The 17,145-nt window shown below is 49.1% G+C and carries 11 protein-coding genes; 6 read left to right on the top strand and 5 right to left on the bottom strand.

Features of this window, described 5'->3' with window-relative positions; translation table 11 throughout:
- Window positions 1–28: 28 nt before the first annotated feature.
- Window positions 29–1,978: a KUP/HAK/KT family potassium transporter gene (locus GJR95_RS04980; RefSeq protein WP_162384830.1), complete on the top strand. Its 1,950-nt coding sequence runs from the start codon at window positions 29–31 to the stop codon at window positions 1,976–1,978.
- 219 nt (window positions 1,979–2,197) lie between these two features.
- On the opposite strand, the gene GJR95_RS04975 is transcribed toward GJR95_RS04980, so the two are convergent.
- Window positions 2,198–3,367, bottom strand: a complete 1,170-nt coding sequence (locus GJR95_RS04975; protein WP_162384829.1) for a threonine aldolase family protein — start codon at window positions 3,365–3,367, stop codon at window positions 2,198–2,200.
- A 258-nt stretch (window positions 3,368–3,625) separates the two neighbouring features.
- Here GJR95_RS04975 and GJR95_RS04970 point away from each other — a divergent pair, with 258 nt between their 5' ends.
- The 4 genes from GJR95_RS04970 (at window position 3,626) to GJR95_RS04955 (ending at window position 9,859) form a co-directional block, all read left to right on the top strand.
- Window positions 3,626–4,798 carry a DUF4856 domain-containing protein gene (locus GJR95_RS04970; protein ID WP_162384828.1) on the top strand — a complete coding sequence of 391 codons (1,173 nt, stop codon included), beginning with the start codon at window positions 3,626–3,628 and terminating at the stop codon, window positions 4,796–4,798.
- A 72-nt stretch (window positions 4,799–4,870) separates the two neighbouring features.
- Window positions 4,871–6,025, top strand: coding sequence for an imelysin family protein (locus GJR95_RS04965; protein WP_162384827.1), 1,155 nt, complete (start codon window positions 4,871–4,873; stop codon window positions 6,023–6,025).
- A gap of 86 nt (window positions 6,026–6,111) precedes the next feature.
- Window positions 6,112–7,461: an HTTM domain-containing protein gene (locus tag GJR95_RS04960; RefSeq protein WP_162384826.1), complete on the top strand. Its 1,350-nt coding sequence runs from the start codon at window positions 6,112–6,114 to the stop codon at window positions 7,459–7,461.
- Complete coding sequence (locus GJR95_RS04955; RefSeq protein WP_162384825.1) at window positions 7,439–9,859, top strand: TonB-dependent receptor domain-containing protein; 2,421 nt, start codon at window positions 7,439–7,441, stop codon at window positions 9,857–9,859. Before GJR95_RS04960 ends, GJR95_RS04955 begins: the two co-directional genes overlap by 23 nt.
- Window positions 9,860–9,948: 89 nt before the next feature.
- Here GJR95_RS04955 and GJR95_RS04950 read toward each other — a convergent pair whose 3' ends face one another.
- From GJR95_RS04950 to GJR95_RS04935, 4 genes are all read right to left on the bottom strand, one after another.
- Window positions 9,949–11,568, bottom strand: a complete 1,620-nt coding sequence (locus GJR95_RS04950; protein ID WP_162384824.1) for a SulP family inorganic anion transporter — start codon at window positions 11,566–11,568, stop codon at window positions 9,949–9,951.
- A 41-nt stretch (window positions 11,569–11,609) separates the two neighbouring features.
- Window positions 11,610–11,897 (bottom strand): hypothetical protein, encoded by a 288-nt coding sequence (locus tag GJR95_RS04945; RefSeq protein ID WP_162384823.1) that lies wholly within the window; start codon window positions 11,895–11,897, stop codon window positions 11,610–11,612.
- 126 nt (window positions 11,898–12,023) lie between these two features.
- Window positions 12,024–13,391, bottom strand: a complete 1,368-nt coding sequence (locus tag GJR95_RS04940; protein ID WP_162384822.1) for a HAMP domain-containing sensor histidine kinase — start codon at window positions 13,389–13,391, stop codon at window positions 12,024–12,026.
- Window positions 13,392–13,394: 3 nt separating this feature from the next.
- Window positions 13,395–14,078, bottom strand: a complete 684-nt coding sequence (locus tag GJR95_RS04935) for a response regulator transcription factor (protein WP_162384821.1) — start codon at window positions 14,076–14,078, stop codon at window positions 13,395–13,397.
- Between the two features lie 369 nt (window positions 14,079–14,447).
- Here GJR95_RS04935 and GJR95_RS04930 point away from each other — a divergent pair, with 369 nt between their 5' ends.
- Window positions 14,448–17,129: a M14 family zinc carboxypeptidase gene (locus tag GJR95_RS04930; RefSeq protein WP_162384820.1), complete on the top strand. Its 2,682-nt coding sequence runs from the start codon at window positions 14,448–14,450 to the stop codon at window positions 17,127–17,129.
- The last annotated feature ends 16 nt before the right edge of the window (window positions 17,130–17,145 follow it).

Genomic DNA, 17,145 nt, shown 5'->3' with positions numbered 1-17,145 from the left:
ACTTTAACGAATTGAGTTACTTTGCGGTATGAACTCATCTACCCATTCGCAACTGAATAAAGTTTCTCTCTCCGGTTTGCTGATTTCCATTGGTATCGTCTTTGGCGACATCGGCACATCACCACTTTACACCTACAAAGCCATTTTTGGCAATCGTATCCTGACCGAGAACCTCGTGCTGGGGTCATTCTCCGCCGTTTTCTGGACACTGACGTTTCAGACTACACTGAAGTATGTCATTATCACCCTCAACGCCGATAACAAGGGGGAAGGTGGTATTTTTTCGCTGTACACACTGATCCGCCGATACACGGGCAAGTGGATGCTCTATCCGGCAATTATCGGTGGTAGTTTTCTGCTGGCCGACGGCATCATTACACCGCCAATTTCGGTCTCATCGGCTATTGAAGGTCTGCTCATTTACTACCCAAAGCTGGATACAGTACCTATCGTGCTCGCTATTATCATCTTGCTTTTTATTACTCAGCAATTTGGTACGCAGTGGCTTGGTCGTCTTTTTGGCCCAGTCATGGTGGTCTGGTTTACATTTATCGGCGTGATGGGATTACTATCGCTGGTGCAACATCCAGGCGTATTACGAGCTTTAAATCCGTGGCATGTTGTTACGCTTCTCCGCGATTATCCGGGCGGGTTCTGGCTGTTGGGTGGAGTTTTCCTCTGTACAACGGGAGCCGAAGCCCTCTACTCCGATATGGGTCACTGCGGTCGGGGAAACATTCGGGTCAGTTGGGGATTTGTCAAGCTCATGCTGCTCCTTTCCTATGCTGGTCAATCGGCCTGGCTGATGCAGCATTTGGGCAAGCAACTTGGTCCAACGAGTTCATTCTACGAAATTGTTCCCCCGTCAATACTGGGGTTTGCCATCGGAATTGCCACATTGGCGACCATTATTGCCAGTCAGGCGCTCATTAGCGGTTCATTTACGCTCATTGGTGAAGCCATTCGTCTTCACCTCTGGCCACGGCAGCGCGTCATTTACCCGACCGATTTCCGGGGTCAGTTATACATTCCACAAATCAACTGGCTACTGATGGCGGGTTGTATCGGGGTTGTATTACACTTTCAGGAGTCGAAAAACATGGAAGCGGCTTTTGGGCTGGCCGTTACGCTTACCATGCTCATGTCTACGGTGCTCATGAATGCCTATCTGCGCATAAAACGCGTAAATGCGCTCCTGACGGTGGTTATAACGGCCCTCTTTCTGTCGATCGAAATCTCATTCCTGGTTGCCAACCTGATCAAGTTTGAAGAAGGTGGCTGGATCTCGATTGTGCTGGGTCTGCTGCTCATAACCGTAATGACCCTATGGCATAAAGGCAAAGATCTCAAGCGAAGTTTCGTTCAGTTCGAGCCACTGCCTCCGTTTATCGAAACCCTCAAAGAACTCAGCAACGATACTACTGTTCCCAAATATGCTACACACCTTGTCTATCTGACAGGCTCCGAGACCTCGGCAAAAATTGAGTCCGAAACGATTGAATCCATTTTATACCGAACGCCCAAACGGGCCGATGTGTACTGGCTCCTTCATGTTCATGTTGAAGATGAGCCCTTTACGATGCGCTACAAAGTCGAGACGCTGGCCGAACAGGACGTTTACTACATCACGTTCTACCTCGGTTTCCGTATCGAACCCCGGCTCAACCTGTTCTTCCGATTAGCTGTTGAAGACATGGTAAAATGCAATGAGGTCGAAATTACGAGTCGCTACCGATCGCTGAGCCAAAAAAATCTGATGGGTGATTTCCGGTTCGTGGTTTTTAAGAATTTCCTGTCGTACGAAAATGAGTTGCCGCTGATCCAGAAAATCATCATGAACAGTTATTTCCTGATCCGACGAACGGCCCTGCATGAAGATTCGGCCTACGGTCTGGACACAAACAATGTGGTTGTAGAAGATGTACCCTTACTCTTTTCTCATCCTAAGAACATCAATCTGAGCCGGGAACGAAATTGATCAAAAGGATTTTACCTCTTGGCTGGCCTTTGGATACGCTTAAGAATCTGGTTGCGTTAGCACACTGTGACTGTCAGGAGCAGATTAATGCAACCAGATTCTTACGCTATACCTGGTGTCGACCAATTTAAACCTATAAGGTTTTTGAAACCTTATAGGTTTGTAATTACGTATAACCTAGAAATTGAAAGAGTACTAGTGGTCCGTTGACTGCTTATTTTACGCTTTTGCCAATGCCAGCGCATCCTTGAAAGCGGCCACGATCTGGTTGTTATCGCGACTTAACAGGCTGTCGTTCACCATTAGTTTCATTTCGCCGTTAGGGTTAATTCCCGGTAAAGCAATACGATATTTATCCCACAGTATTTCACCCAGTTTGTAGGCATTCACGGTTGGGGCTAACTGAGCATTTGAAATATTGGTGCCCTTATCAATCGCCATTATTGTAAGGCCCGGCAATTGGTTGAGCAAGGCAAATAGTTGTTTCGACTGGGTTGCAACCCGTTTGAAACGATCCTCTATCCCATTCAGGTGGTGCAACGCCATGGCAGCATTTGCCCAGTTCATAAAAATAACACCACCGTGGATTTTGGCTAAATGATCCATCCGGTCAATAATTTCTTTGGGCCCACACAGAATGGCCCCGCCAGCCGCTCCCAGGTATTTATAAAGCGAGATGTAAACGGTATCGAAGTAAGACGCATACTCGGCAACCGATGTACCCGCATAGGCAGAAGCCAGGTAAATCCGGGCACCATCCAGATGTAGTTTATAGCCTTTCTCCCGACAAAAAGCCGATATTCTCTTGATTTCATCGAGGGGAACGAATGTTCCATCGCATCGCCTGACCGGATTTTCGATCGACACAGCACCGATGCCACTTTTGAAAGCCTCGCCCTGCGAATGCTCCTCAATGGATTTTTGAAGTTCTTCCAGCGTGAAATAGGTTTTCCCCGCTGCTAGTGGGATTAACCGCTTGCCGTAAACTGATTGAGCGGCATCAGCTTCATCGCGATACACATGGCTGGTTTCCTGAACGAAGACTTTGGTATTTTCGCCACTTAGCACCGAAATAGCCAGCTGGTTGGCCAGTGTACCAGAAGCCAGATAAATAGCAGCCTCTTTGCCGGTCAGCGCCGTAAATTTTTTGGTGAGCTCATCAATGCTCCCTCCTTTCCCGTAAAAATCCCACTTAATGGATTGTGCCTTGCTTATTTCCTGCAGCTTAGCGATGAACTGATCGGGCTGATACATGGGCCCATCGCCACTAAATCGCACAAAATCGGAGGGAGGGTCGGCCGAGAATTGAGCAGCAAACTGGTCTAATGGCGCGATGGCTGGAACGGCGGACAGGCCAGATACGCGCAGGAAATTTCGTCGGGAAAACATGCAGTTAATTGATGAACGTGAGAGTTGCCTGAACTGAAATCGTATTAACAGAAACGTAGATTCAAAAGTAAAGCAATCGCCGTCAGTTAGGATGACTATGCGGTTTTCTCAGCAAAATATGTTGAATCGATTACTGAAAATGAGAATACTCACTTTCAGGAGATTAAAAAAAACTTAAAAATTTTTACTCGCGATAATTAGACTTAATCTAAATAGTACATACATTTGCCAACGATTTGAAATAATACGCTACTGATAATGTTCAAACCTATCTCACTACTTTGCTTCGCTCCTGCGATAATTCTGGTTGCTGGATTAGCCTCCTGCGACAAAAAGGACAATCCGGATACCGTTGCCCCGCAGCTTCGCAAATCTATCGATTACGCGAAACTGAGCGATACAACGACTTACGCGAACTTCTTCGTGGATAATGCAGGCGCCAAAACCGTTGACCTCTCGAACGGTGCCAATCGGCTACTTATGTTCCGGGCCATCAATACCTACAACGGTACGGCTGTAGGAACAGGTGCTACGCTGGATGCTAACGTCCTGAAAAACATGTTTGCCAATACGAGCAGTCCTTATTCAGGTACGCTTGCTTCGTTAAATACATCGGGCGTTCAGTTGCGGAGCGTAACAGCTTCGTCGCTGGCAGCTGCTGATGCGGAAAAAGAACGGCAGACTATCGAAGCTGGTTTTACGGCCATCGCTACGGCCAGCAAATCGGTTTCGGCCACGGCTTCGGAAGGGAAAGCGGGTAAATTAGGAACGTATCTGGTCGACGAAAAAGGCATCGAATACGGTCAGATTATTCAGAAAGGTCTGATTGGAGCATTCCAGTTAGACTATATCAGTAATGTTCTGCTGAGCGATAAAAGCCTTGCCGCTGACAACACCACGCTGGTAGCCGGTAAGAAATATACGCAGCTGGAGCAGAACTGGGACGAGATTTATGGCATTCTAACGGCCAATCCGATTTATGGGGCAAAAGCTACGGCAACCTCATCGGGCGAAAGCTTCATTGGTTCGTATATCTGGGAATACAATAAAGAGGATTTCCCGAAAATTCATCCAGCCCTGTTAAAAGGTCGTGCGGCCATCGTGAACAACGACGCGACAACATTGAAAGCACAAGTTGCCATTCTTCGGGCGGCTATGGAGAAAGCAGTTGCTAATGCTGCTTTAGGATACCTGGGCAAATGGAAAACCGCCGGTACCAATACAGCCGCAGCTGCTCACGCTATGGGCGAAGGACTGGGCTTTATCTATAGCCTGCGTTATGCTAAACTAAACGGGGGCGATGCTGCCTTCTCCGACGGAATTCTTACCAATCTGATTTACTCAGCACCTAATGGTTTTTGGGGTCTAACAAACGCCAAGATCGACGCAGCCAGCACAGCGATCAAAACAAAATTTAACATTGCCGGCTAACGAGCGACCAAAACTAACTAGTTAAGTTTACAGAGCGGTACGTCGTGTACCGCTCTGTCTCTGTTTTACAACATGATACAGTTTAGCTGGAAAAAAATCGGAATTGCCTGCGCTCTGATGGGCGTATTATGGGCTTGTTCAAAGACAGGTGACCCGGATTCGCCCACACCAACCACGCCCACCGATCAGGCCAGTAGTGACCGGAAGGCCATGCTGACCAACATCGCCGACAACATTATTTTGCCCAGCTATGCCAACTTCAAGGTTAAACTGGATGCTATGCTGGCAAAATCGGACGCCTTTGCGGCCAAGCCCGACAAAGCAGCTTTAACCGATTTACGGCAGGCATGGGCCGATGCCTATACCGAATGGCAGAAAGTCGAATTGTTTGATGTCGGGCCAGGTGAAAAGTACACGATTCGCAATTTTTTCAATATCTACCCGACCAATGTTACGGGTATTGAAGAATACATTGCCGCTGGGACTGGTACATTCGAAACACCGGTATCCTACCCCAAACAGGGCTTTCCGGCTCTAGATTACATGATCAATGGCCTGGGCGCCACCGACGATGCCATTCTGGCCCGTTACACGACTGCTGCTGACGCAGCCAAACGCATCGCCTACCTAAAGCGGTTAACGACCCAGATGAACACAACCTTTACAACGGTATATGGCGAATGGACGGGTGGTTACCGCGACACATTCATCAACTGCACCGGGCTGGACGCGGGTTGTTCGACCTCCAAACTGGTTAATGGGTACGTATTGCATTACGAACGGTACATCCGCTCGGGGAAAATAGGAATTCCATCCGGAGCAATGACGAACGGAACACCCAACGCTGAAACCGTCGAGGCCCTTTACAAAAAAGACCTGTCGCTGACACTGGCCAAAACGGCGCATCAGGCTATTGTCGATTTTTTCAACGGAAAAAGTGTCAAAACAGGTCAGGAAGGGCCAAGTCTGAAGACCTATCTGAATGGGCTTGGGGCTAAAGACAGCCGCACCGGAACCTCGCTGACAGACATCATCAATCAGCAGTTCACGGCCTCTACGGCCCAGCTCAACGGGCTGCAACCGATTCTGTACGATGCCATCAAGACCAACAATGCAAGTGTGGTTCTGGTATATACCGAAATGCAGAAAGCCGTTCGGATGCTCAAGGTTGATATGACAACGGCCATGAGCATTACCATCACCTACACCGACAACGACGGCGATTAACAGCAGTCTTCAGTCCTCAGTCTACAGCGCGAAAAAGACTGTTTCGCGCTGTAGACTGAGGACTGACCGTTGAAAACTTCCTCCCTATGCAGGCGTATTTTCACAGAACGACTTCTGCCGCTCCACTGGCCGTTTTCCGGATGGCGTTCGGATTGATGCTCCTGGGGAGCATTGTTCGTTTCTGGAGCAAAGGATGGATCATTGATTTATACATCAAACCGCGTTTTTTCTTTTCGTTTTACGGGTTCGAATTCGTCAAACCGCTGGGACCGTACACGTACATGCTCTTTGCGGTTTGTGGCATATCGGCCCTGTTCGTTGCATTGGGGCTGTATTATCGGGTGGCGATTGTGAGTCTGTTTCTAAGCTTTACGTACATCGAACTAATCGATAAGAGCACCTACCTAAACCATTACTACTTCGTGAGTATGGTTTGTCTGCTCCTGATCGTTCTGCCCGCCCATACCTATTTTTCAGTGGATGCTTACCGCAATCGTACCTTACCTGCCGACCAGATTCCGGCCTGGTGTATCGATTCGCTGAAACTATTTGTATCGGTGCTTTATTTCTTTGCCGGTCTGGCCAAGCTCAACAGCGACTGGCTGCTGCATGCCCAACCGCTACGTATCTGGTTGCCTGCCCACAATGACATGCCATTGATTGGCTTTCTGTTTAATTATAGTTGGACGCCCTATGTGTTTAGCTGGTTTGGCTGCCTCTATGATCTGAGTATACCGTTTCTACTCTGGAACCGCCAAACGCGCCCCTGGGCCTACGTAGCGGTGGTGGTTTTTCATGGACTGACAGCCGTACTTTTTCCGATCGGCATGTTTCCGTACATTATGATCGTAACGGCGCTGATCTTTTTCTCCGCCGACTTTCACCAGTCGCTGCTCAGCCAGATTGCCCGATTGTGTTCAGTGTCGACTACGTTTCTGAGCCCGCATCGTACCTTTGTATTTCAGCCAGTGGTGGGTCGGTCGATACGTGGGTTTCTGGCTGTTTTTCTGGTTGTTCAGCTCCTGTTTCCGTTCCGTTATCTGCTCTATCCCGGTGAATTGTTCTGGACGGAGCAGGGTTACCGGTTTTCGTGGCGGGTTATGCTCATGGAAAAAGCAGGCTATGCCCAGTTTACGGTGAAGGACAATGCAGGTCATCGCACAATTGTCAACAATACCCAATTCCTGACGCCCTTGCAGGAAAAAATGATGTCCACCCAACCGGATATGCTGTTGCAGTTTGCGCACATCCTCCGGGATTATTACGCTCAACATGGTTTTCAATCGCCCCAGGTCTATGTCGACTCGTACGTTGCCCTCAATGGCCGTTTAGGAAAACCCCTGATTGACCCCACAATTGATCTGGCCAGCAAACAGGAGTCGTTTGCGGCCAAACCATGGATTACTTCTTTCGATGATACGATTTACGGTTTTTAGTCTCTTTTTCCTTTGCACTGGCACAAGCGTTCTGGGTCAGTATCGGCTCACCGGGACGGTTCAGAGTCGCCACGATAGTACGTCAATTAATGGCTGCACGATTTACCTGAACGACGGTAAACGCACGGCCATAACGGACAAAACAGGGCAATTTGTCTTTCAGAATCTACCCAGCGGTAGCCATGTACTGCAAACCAGTTGCCCCGATTTCAAAGTAGCCAAACAAACCATAGCCATTACCGGACAGGATCAGCACGTAATAATCTGGCTCAATAGCCGCGACGAAACCCTGAGCGAAGTTGTGGTGACCGATAAGCAGTCCGATTTCGGCTTCACCCGAATGCGGGGCGTCGAAAGTATGGGGATTTACGAGGGTAAAAAATCAGAGGTGATCATTCCCGAACAACTCGTTGCCAATCTGTCGACTAACAATGCACGCCAGATTTACGCACGCGTTGCCGGGCTGAACATCTGGGAGAACGAAGGCGCGGGCCTGCAACTCAGCATCGGCGGACGCGGTCTCGACCCGAATCGAAGTTCTAATTTTAACGTACGGCAGAACGGCTACGACATCAGTGCCGATGCGCTGGGTTATCCCGAGAGTTATTATACGCCACCTACCGAAGCTGTTGGCCGGATTCAGGTGATCCGGGGAGCCGCTTCGCTGCAATATGGTACGCAGTTTGGCGGGTTGCTCAACTTTGTCATGAAAAAACCCGTGACCGACCGAAAAATTGAACTGGTTGCCCGGCAAAGCGTTGGCTCATTCGGTTTTTATAATGCGTTCACGAGTTTGAGCGGAACCGTGGGAAAGCTGAGTTATTATACCTTTTTTCAGTACAAGCAGGGCAACGGCTGGCGCCCAAACACGCACTTCACCAACTATACGGCTTATGCCGACGTCGATTATCATTTCTCGGAGAAAACGACGCTCGGCTTCGATATTACCCAGATGAGCTACCTGGCGCAGCAACCAGGCGGCCTCACCGACGAGATGTTTCGGGCCAATCCCCGGCAAAGTAATCGGGAACGAAACTGGTTTAAGGTAAACTGGACGATGCCTGCGCTGCATTTCGACCATAAATTCAACGCCCTCAATGAATTCAATGTCAGGCTGTTCGGGCTTTATGCGTATCGATATTCACTGGGATTCCGGCCGAATCGCGTCGCTAGTGTAGACGATAACAGCGAACGCGATCTGATTAAAGGCGATTTTCAGAACTGGGGAGCCGAAGCACGATACTTAAAACGGTATTATCTGGGTAAGAAACAGGCGGTTTTGCTGCTGGGTAGTCGTTATTATCATGGCTACAACCATAGCATACAGGGCTTGGGAAGCACTGGCCGGGATGCCAATTTTACGTTCATCGACGACAAACAGGCGATTTCGTCCGATTACCAGTTTCCGAACCGCAACGTGTCGGTCTTTGCCGAAAACATCCTGTATGTTGGCGAAAAATTGTCGATTACGCCCGGCGTTCGCTTCGAGTACATTCACACCACCGCCGACGGTTTCTACGGCACGGTTACGCGCGATCTGGCCGGTAATATTATCAGTTCGACCCGTACGAACGAATACCGCACCAATGGTCGGCAGTTCGTAATCGGTGGAATCGGGATAAGCTACAAGCCAACGCCCCAACTCGACATCTACGGCAATCTATCGCAGAACTATCGCTCCATTACCTTCAGCGACATGCGGATTGCGAACCCGTCGTCGGTCATTGATCCGAATTTACAGGACGAAAAAGGTTACTCCCTCGACCTGGGTATACGAAGTGCCCAAACGACGCTGTATAATTTTGACGTGAGTGGGTTTTACCTCAATTACAACAACCGCATTGGCGAAGTACAGTTCTATGACGAAAACGACCGGGTTCTCCGGCGTCGGGGCAATATTGGGCAGGCCATCATCATGGGTATCGAATCCTACGCGGAGGCTGATTTTCTGCGATTGGCCAATCCAGTAAATCAGGATTTAAGTGGGGTATTATTCGCGAATGTCGCCCTGATTCATTCGGAATATAACGCCAGCGAGATTGCCGGAGTAGCGGGTAAGCAGGTTGAATTTGTGCCGGATGTGAACCTGAAAAGTGGGATTCGGCTGGGGTACAAAAACCTAAAAGCGTCGTTTCAGTACACGTACCTCTCCGACCAGTTTTCCGACGCGACCAACGCCCGCGATGGCGGTGTTTCGGCAGTTATTGGCCTGATTCCTGCCTACAGCATCATGGATGCCAGTTTGTCTTATCAGTTGAGTAAGTTCCGGATCGAGACCAGTCTGAACAATCTGGCCGACCGCGCTTATTTCACCCGACGGGCCACGGGCTATCCGGGGCCTGGTATTCTCCCCTCCGATGGCCGTAGTGTTTACGTGACGTTGCAGGTAAAGCTATAAAGAGTCAGGGGCTGACTGAACCATACGCTATATCCCAACGATATAATGCCTGGTTTGGTCAACCCCGACTGCTAACTCACTTACTTCTTTCACTCAAACACTTCCATTTTCAATTCTGAACGAGCGTAATTAGATTGAAACTCCTTATTTGTATTCTCCAGGAAAATAAGCTGGATATTCCGTTGGCGGGCTACGGCGCCAAAATTTCGAATAGCCGTCACAACATCGCTGTCAATATAGGATGAGGCTGTTCCATCAATTTCGAGAATTGAGTTAGCCGGTACATTCTTCAGCATTTTCAACAGGCGGGCTTTACTGAGAAACGACACGTGATCGCCAAGTTTGACGTAGATGCGGGTTCGATCTTCACCACTATCCCAGTCGGTGCGAACACGGTGCGCATTGAGGTAATGATCGCGCAGAATGAAAAAGATGCCCGTCACCATTCCAATAGCAATTCCACTCAGCAGGTCGGTTAGCAAAATAGCCATTACCGTGACGACAAACGGAATAAACTTCGAAACACCTTCGGCAAAAACAGCTTTAACGATCTCTATTCGTGCCAGTTTATAGCCCGTCACCAGCAAAATAGCCGCCAGAGCCGCCCACGGCATCTTATTCAGCAAGGTAGGGAGCGTGACTACACACACAAGAAGCAGGGTACCATGGATCAGCGCAGCCAGCTTGGTACGAGCGCCCGAATTGATGCTTACAGAACTCCGTACAATAACCGATGTGAGCGGTATTCCCCCAATCAAGCCACTCACCAGATTACCGATGCCCTGCGCTTTCAATTCATGGTTAGTTGGCGTTTTGCGTTTTAGCGGATCGAGTTCATCCGAGGCTTCGATAGCCAGCAGAGCTTCCAGGCTAGCCACCAGTGCAATGGCAATCGCCGATGTATAGACCAGCGGGTTGTTCCACTGCGAAAAATCGGGAAAGGTAAATAAGTTCAGAAATTCGGCAGCATTATCCGGTACTGGCAGTTGCACCAGATGATTCCCCTGTAAGGCCCATTGCGGATTGATCATCCGAACCAGTTCGTTGGTACAGATCCCAAGTATAACCACAACCAGCGCAGCGGGTATGTTGCGGATAATTTTATGTTGCCTGAAGGCTGGTTGCTCCCACAGATAAAAGATTATCAGGGAAATCACCGAAATCAGAATAGCTCCACCACGAAACTGCCCAAGCGCCATGTGCAGTTGCTCAATGATGTTGAAACCACCTGGCTGAAACAGGGCAAATCCTTCGGCAGCATCGGCATCATAGCCAACAAGGTGCGGCAATTGCTTTATAATCAAAATAATACCAATACCGGCCAGCATTCCTTTAATGACCGACGACGGAAAAAAATTACTGATCATACCCGCTCTGGCGAAGCCCAGTCCAATCTGAATTATCCCTGCCAGGCAGGTAGCCAGCAAAAAAGCCGGAAATGACCCCAGCGATTCAATAGCGCCCAGGGTTACGATGATTAACCCGGCTTCGGGTCCCGAAATACTCAGTGCCGAACGGCTAACCGCCCCAACGACCAAACCACCTACAATACCCGCAATAATACCGGCGAAAAGTGGAGCGCCCGATGCCAGAGCAATGCCAAGGCATAAAGGCACGGCCACCAGGAATGAAATTGCCCCTCCCCGAATGTCGCCCTGCACGTTGCTTAAATCAATTCCCAGGTGTGTATTTTTTTTTATTGTTTCCATCAGGTTCCGTTGAGATTTATACTGCTGCGGCTGGTTGCTTTTCACAACGCATTAGCCACCGCTACTTTTTGTTGACTATTCCCTTGTCGAATCACCGACACGCCCTGACTGGTCGTGTTCTCCAGCTCGCGAAGGCGCTGTTCCAGGCGTTTCTTTTCGACGAGAAGGGAGTCGGCCCGCCGGCTTTCGGCGTTATATTGTGCACGATACTCCTGCCGTTGGTGTCGATAATCGACGTACTTGTTAAAGGCAATGCAGGCAATGATGAACCCCCAAACGGTAATCCAGTTGATCAGCTTTCCGGTCTTTCTGTTAACGTTGTCGTACATAGCTCAAGGCGGTTAATGAGTGTACCAAAAATTTTGCGCAACAAAGATAGACCAGCCAATAACTGCTGTCATTAGGGATCAGTTAGAAGGTGATGAGAAACCAATTAGAAACCGATTAGAAATCGATTAGAGGTTTTTGGGCAGCTGAATGGTGAAGGTTGTTCCGCGATTAATCTGTGAAAAAACCCTGATCTGGCCGTGGTGAAGCTGAATGATTCGGTAGGTGAGCGGAAGGCCAACGCCGTGTCCGTGAATGCGTTTGACGTTCTCGGCCCGAAAAAAGGGTTCGTAGATGCTCTTGATGTCAGTTTCCAGAATGCCGATTCCTTCATCCTTAAACTGAACCGTTACCCAGCGTTCGGTGGCGCCCAGTATGACCTCTACCCGCTTGTTTTCGGAAAACTTACAGCCATTTTCCATCAGATTGAAAAAGGCCGAATACAGGAGTGACTTGTTGCCCTCAATGGTTAGTGAAGGCTGAATTGTTTCGATCTGGCCATCAAATGAGAACACAACCGAATAGTCTGGCTGGCGATTCATAAGCATCTGGGAAGCCTGAAAAATAACTTCATCAATCGATACCTCACTGAATTTCAACGGCGTAGCCTCCAGACTCACCAGAGTCAGATCCAGCAGATTATTCGTCAGTTTGTTCATCCGCTGAATTACCTCCAGCACCGCTTTCCATTTGGCTTCGTGCTCTTCGACCGTACGTCGTTTTATCAGTGTCACTTCAATCTGGCCCGTAATGATCGTCAGGGGTGTACGTAACTCGTGGGATGCATTGGAAACAAAGTTCCGCTGCATCTCAAAAGCTTCCTGTACCCGGTCGAGCATCAGATTGAACGTATGCGCAAGCTGGGCTAGTTCGTCATGATCATTCCCGGCATTGACGCGTTGGTTCAGGTTAGACGCGGTAATCCGGTCCACCTGCCGAATCACGTCGGAAATAGGCCTTAAGGAACGTCCGGCATAGGCCCAGCCCACTGCCCCCATCAGAGCCAGACTGCATAGCAAACCCACGCCCATGATGGTTCCCAGGTGTTGCATTTCCTCCCGACCATACTGGTCATAGGCTGATGCGATCAGGATATACTCCTGTGTGTTATGTTGGTGAATGAAGCCGACGATTTCTTTTCCATGATGGCGAAAGAAAACTTCTTTCTTTTTCCGAATAAGATTCAGAATCTCAGGCTTTACGATTGCGCTGTCCCGTGTGGCATACAGCATTCGGTTGCTCCGATCATAAATATTGATTTGCTCTTCGGGGAGAGCGGTTAAATTATTTTGCTCGATGATCCGTAGCAGACGCGTCGTGATCTCATCTTCATCAAGGAGCAATCGGGCCGTAGTTCTTGCTTTGTCGCTCAGTCGCAGGTAAAAGTCGCGCTGCCGGAAATACTCTGCCGTGGCATAAACCACGAACGAAAAAAGCAGTAGAATAGCCGCAACAATTCCGACAAACGTAAACGATAGGCGAGTCCGTATTTTCATGAGTTAGTCGTCGGTGTCCTGCATAATGTATCCAATACCACTCAGGGTATGGATTAGCTTGAGTGGAAAATCCTTGTCTATTTTCTTGCGTAAATAATTGACGTACACATCCACTACATTGGTGCCCGTATCGAAATTAAGATCCCAGACATGCTCGATAATTTCGTTACGGGTCAGGGCACGATTTTGGTTTTTCAGAAAAAACTCAAGTAAAGCCAATTCCCTGGCTGTCAGCATGATTTTCTGATTTCCGCGTTTTACCGTTTTACTCTGCTGGTTCAGTTCCAGATCCGCAATTTTAAGAACCGGCAAGTCAGTTGACTGGACAGAGTTTCGCCGGGTAAGTGCCCGCAACCGGGCAACGAGTTCGCGAAATTCGAACGGTTTCACCAGGTAATCATCCGCACCCGCATCGAATCCATCCAGTTTGCTCGTCGTGCTCCCAAACGCAGTCAACATCAGAATTGGCAGGGTTTCAAAGCGGTTCCGAATCATCCGGCACAAATCAAATCCGCTGATGATGGGCAAATTCACATCAAGAATAACAATATCATAGTCCCGTTCAGCCAGCCTTTGTTGAGCTTCCATAGCATCGCCCGCTATTGTTGCCTCGAAGCCATACTCTTCTAAACCCGTTTTGATGAGCGCTGCGACTTCCCCTTCATCTTCAACGATCAAAATTCGCATAATATCCAGTATTGAGTAAACCCTTCCCGAAGAATCCAGGCCAGGCAGTTAATAAGATCAACTTAGTACTGGTAAAGTAACAGTGTTAGTGGGTCGATCAAGTTCCGAATCAATCACGCAATTTGAATTAATTCCGCCAATGCCCTAAAGAAACTGACTAACTGGCTTTGATACTAAGTACTAAAATCAAGCTTGTATCAGGCAATAACCTACTGCCTGATACAAGCTTGGCACCTCGTCAATCTAATGTCCAATATTTTACTTCCCAAAATCCTATCGGTCGGTAAATCAGACGAATAGCGTCAAAAAAAGCAGATGAACTATTTTTTCATATTGAAAAACCCATAAGTTTGTAAAAAAACGCCCATCATGCACAAACTAAATCTACTATACCTATCGACTATATTATTTATAGCTCTTTCTCCACCCCTGTTCGCTCAGAACACGTACTATTTTTCTGGCTACAAACCCACCTTCGACCCCACGATTCCAACCCCCGAGCAGTTTCTGGGCTACCCAATTGGTTCTCACTACACACGATACGATCAAATTGTAGCTTATCTCAAAGAGCTCGATCGGCTATCCGACAAGGTCAGTCTGATCAACATTGGCAAAACGTATGAAGAACGCCCTCAGGTCATCGCGTTCTTTACATCGGTTGCTAATCAGAAGAATCTGGAGCAGATCCGTAAAGACCATCTGCAACTGGCAGATCCAAAAATTCCGGCACCCGACTACGGTAAGTTACCGGTTGTTGTTCATCTGGCCTATACCGTTCATGGCAATGAAAACTCCAGCAGCGAAGCGGCCCTGTTGACAGCTTACTACCTGACGGCTTCGACCGACGCCGAAACAGGCCGGTGGCTCAATGAAGCTGTTGTAACACTTGATCCAGCCGAAAACCCCGATGGTCGCGATCGCGCCGTGCAATGGTTCAATCAGCATAAATCATTCCCACCGGTTACTGATCCGCTCGACCGCGAACATAACGAGCTCTGGCCCGGTGGACGTTTTAACCATTACCTGAACGACCTCAACCGCGACTGGCTTCCGCTGGCTCATATCGAGAGTCGCAACCGGATGAAGTTTCACCATGACTGGTATCCAAACGTGATGATCGATTTTCACGAGATGGGCACCAATAGTACCTACTATTTTGAGCCATCGAAACCCTACAGCACCGAAAACGACCTGATTCCGCGCGCTACCTACGATGTGCTGAATGTGAAACTGGCGAAATATTTTGCCAAAGCTCTGGATAATCTCGGCACGTTTTACTGGACCAAAGAGCAGTTCGATAACCTCTCTCCCATCTATGGGTCTACCTATCCCGATTTTACCGGGGGCGTTGGCGTGACATTTGAAGTGGGTAGCTCACGCGGACTGGCGCAGGAGGGCACCAACGGAGTCGTGACATTCCCGTTCACGATTCGGAACCATGTAGCAACCGGTTTAGCCGCCATAAAAGGAGCCGTTGAGGAAAAAGACGTTTACCTGAAACACCAGAAAGACTTCTTCGCATCAGCCCTGACCGACGCACAGAAATTTCCGACCAAAGCCTACGTATTTGGCAGCGCTACGGACGATAATCTGACCAATCGTTTCCTGGAAACACTCCTGCAACACCACATTCAGGTGTATGAGCTACCTCAGCGCGCTACCGTCGAGAACAAGACCTTTACACCAGGCAAAGCCTATGTCGTTCCGACTGCACAGCCCAATTACCGAATTGTTCATTCACTTTTTGAGGAAGTGACGGCCTTTCACGACAGTGTTTTTTACGACGTAACCGGTTGGTCGCTGGTGCATGGTTATGGACTTCCGTATGCCAAACTGAAAGATGCGGCTCTGGTGAAAGGCAGTCCGATTTCGGCGGCAAAGCCAATAACAGGAGGCATTCTTAACGGCCCATCGACCTACGCCTATGTGCTGAACTGGGCCGACTATCACGCATCGACGGCCCTATCAGCGCTGCAACAGGCAGGCGTTCAGGCCAAAGTAGCGCTGAAGCCGTTTCAGGTGAATACAGTGGCTCGTTCCAGCTCAGGTCCGCAAAGCATTAATCCCGTAAAAGACGACCCAAATCGTGATTTCGGATACGGTTCCATTGTGATCCCGGTAGCCGTTCAATCTATCAGCGCCGATTCGCTCTACAAACTAGTCAACGCGATCAGTAAACAGGCTGGCGTAACATTTACGGGTGTTTCAACGGGCTTCAATGCAGGGGGCATCGATCTGGGCAGCAACAACATCCGTACACTGAAAAAGCCCGAAGCCGCTTTACTGGTTGGCCAGGGCGTTAACCCATCCGAAGCAGGTGAAGTCTGGTTTTTGCTGAGTGAACACCTGAAACTACCGCTCACAAAAATCGAAATCAGTAACGCCGGACGGGCGAATTGGAGCCGTTACAACACCGTGATTCTGGTGGGCGGTCAGTACGCATCGCTCGACAAAGCGGTTGTTGCCCGACTGAAAAACTGGGTTGAAGAGGGCGGTACGCTAATCACCCTCAAAAACGCATCGGAATGGGCAATCAAACAGGGTCTGGTTAAAGAAAACCTACTGGCTCCAACTGCCATCGTGAAGGCAGATACGGGCAAATCGGCAGCATCCCGCCCGAACGATCGTATCGACTTTGTCAATATTGCGGCCAAAGAAGGGCCTCGTGCCGTGGCTGGCTCGATTTATACGGCCGATCTGGACATTACAAACCCACTTGGATTTGGTTTTTCTGACCGTAAAATCTTTGTGTTCCGCAACGGAACGACCATTCTCAAGCCGAGCAGCAGTCCCTACGGCACGGTGGTAAAATACACCGCGTCGCCCTATGTGAGCGGGTTTGTCTCGAAAGAAAATCTGAAGAAAATCAGCAATTCGGCGGCTGTGGTTGTGAGTCCGGAAGGAGCCGGGCGGGTCGTGCTGTTCGCCGATAACCCGAACTTCCGCAGTTACTGGCATGGCACCTCGAAAGTGTTCCTGAATGCGCTGTTGTTCGGCCAGCATCTGACGGTTCCGGCTACCCAATTGTCGAACGGTCAGGAAGAGAATTAGCATGGTGTCGCCAAAG

It is taken from the genome of Spirosoma endbachense, from assembly GCF_010233585.1.
GTDB classification, from domain to species: Bacteria; Bacteroidota; Bacteroidia; order Cytophagales; family Spirosomataceae; genus Spirosoma; species Spirosoma endbachense.
Note: the sequence above shows the minus strand (reverse complement) of the source record. Positions and strands in the feature narration are given on the sequence as shown.